Origin of the sequence: Stieleria sp. (assembly GCF_041595215.1) — a bacterium.
GTDB classification, from domain to species: domain Bacteria; phylum Planctomycetota; class Planctomycetia; order Pirellulales; family Pirellulaceae; genus Stieleria; species Stieleria magnilauensis.
Genome location: NZ_JBFHKV010001325.1, coordinates 1 through 2,036 on the forward strand (window position 1 = coordinate 1; position 2,036 = coordinate 2,036).

Annotated in this window: 2 protein-coding genes; one reads left to right on the forward strand and one right to left on the reverse strand. The window is 60.7% G+C overall.

Going from position 1 to position 2,036, the window contains the following annotated elements; all coding sequences use genetic code 11:
* Positions 1 to 58: 58 nt before the first annotated feature.
* Positions 59 to 994: a hypothetical protein gene (locus ABX749_RS30965; RefSeq protein ID WP_372899434.1), complete on the reverse strand. Its 936-nt coding sequence runs from the start codon at positions 992 to 994 to the stop codon at positions 59 to 61.
* A gap of 57 nt (positions 995 to 1,051) precedes the next feature.
* On the opposite strand from ABX749_RS30965, the gene ABX749_RS30970 reads away from it, so the two are divergent.
* Entirely contained in the window at positions 1,052 to 1,810 is a 759-nt protein-coding gene (locus ABX749_RS30970; protein ID WP_372899435.1) for an ABC transporter ATP-binding protein, read from the forward strand.
* The last annotated feature ends 226 nt before the right edge of the window (positions 1,811 to 2,036 follow it).

Here is a 2,036-nt window from a genome sequence, read left to right on the forward strand (position 1 = left end):
ATCGACCCGATCCCGACCGTGGGATAGGCAATCGTCACGCACAGCGTGACCTACTTCGCTACTTTGTTTCCATCGCTTCGCGCAAGGCAGCGGCCAACTCGCGCAGCTCCGCTTCGGTAAACGCTTTTTTGCCAGCCAGTCGTGCCGCCCGCTTGGTCCATGCGACGTCGATGCCCGGCGGCAGGTCTTCCAGCGCGAACGCCAATGCTCCCGGCACCCCTAAAAAATTAAACTCGTCGGCGTCGACATGAATCTGACGCGTTTCGTGTGTGTTCCACTTCGTCACGCGGATCGGCTGATTGATGATCGCCATCGGATGCTCGTCGTCGCTCGGCGGGACGAGCAACCAGGTCACCAAGCCGCCTTCGCCGGTGGCTTGATCCAGGTACACCAAATGGCGTGTCAGGTACTTGCGGTGTTGTCCGTTGCGCAGCATCACAGACGGCGCATCGAACATCGCCAACGCCGGGCTGTGGGCGATCAACGACACGTCGGCGAGTTGTCGCTCGTTGGTCTTCAGCACTTGGCGAGCGACAAAACCGAGCGGCACGTCCAAATCCGACGCGGTGTCCGAGGAGATGATGATTCGGCCGGCGGGACCTTCGACACTGTAGCCCACACCGATCTGCTTCAGTTCGTACTGACCCTGTGGCGTCGATTTCTCGACCCGCGCCATGATCGTCAGCGCGCACTTGGTTGCCGCGTCACGGATCGATCCGCTCAGCGAATCGATGTCGCCGCTGTTGATCTTCGGCGATGCGACCAAAATCTGCCGATTCCATGACACCGGCTCGGATTCATCCGTCACCCGCGTGCCGGGATCGACCACCGCAATCGGGGTCGGCTGAAACAGCGCGTCGTTCGCCGCCGCGGGACGATGAACGGAAATCAGATGCGATGTGAACCACACCCCGATCAAGGTCCATGCGAAACGCAGCGTCGGAGACACGGGGCGTGGGATCGTCAGGCGTCGCGGCGCTGGGCCGTACTGCATCGATTCAACATCCGTTAGAGTGTGAGTTTGTTTCATGACCACGTCGATCACTTCCAGATGTCCCAGCACCGTTCCGAATCTCCATCAACGCCGGCGGGTGAAATTCCCTCTCCACAGTCGGATCCATCGGCTCCGGGATCAAGCGTTTCCGCTCCCGTGCTGATCGAAGGGCGACAGGTTTGTCGCCATTATGACGAAGGAAAAGTCGATGCGCTCGCCGATGCGACTTTTTCCATCGGCAGGGGACACTATGTCGCCATCGTCGGCAAGAGCGGAAGCGGAAAAACGACGTTGCTCAACCTGATCGGTGGCCTCGATCGACCCACCTCCGGTGAAATCGATTACGACGGACAGCGTCTCGACGCCCACAGCGACCTCGATCGCCATCGTTCACGCAACGTCGGTTTTGTGTTCCAAAGCTATTATTTATTGCCCAATCTGACGGCTGCTGAGAACATTCAAATCCCGATGTTCGAATCCGACTACGGTCCAGCCGAGCGCGCCGAACGGGCCAAACAATTGCTCGATCAAGTCGGCTTGTCGGGCCGCGAAAACCATCTGCCCTCCCAGCTCTCCGGCGGCGAATCGCAGCGGGTGGCCATCGCCCGGGCGCTCGCCAATGCGCCCCAGTTGATTCTCGCTGACGAACCGACCGGCGCCCTCGATAGCGAAACGGGCGACTCGATCTTACGGCTGCTCGAAGAACTCAATCGCAACCAATCGATCACCTTGATCGTCGTCACGCACGATGAAGCCGTCGCCTCTCGCGCCGATCACCAAATCCGCCTCTCCGACGGCCGTCTCGTCAGCCCCTAACGTCCACGAGCTGGTGTGCAGGCTTCAGCCGCCCAATTCGCTGCTCCGCAGCGACCCGAGAAACTCCTCAACGCTAAACACCAACACGCGCTGGTGTGCAGGCTTCAGCCGCCCTGCCTCGCTGCTCCGCAGCGACCGGGGATGCGCCTAAAGGCTGGACACCAACACGCGCTGGTGTGCAGACTTCAGCCGCCCCGCCTCGCTGCTCCGCAGCGACCCAAGAATC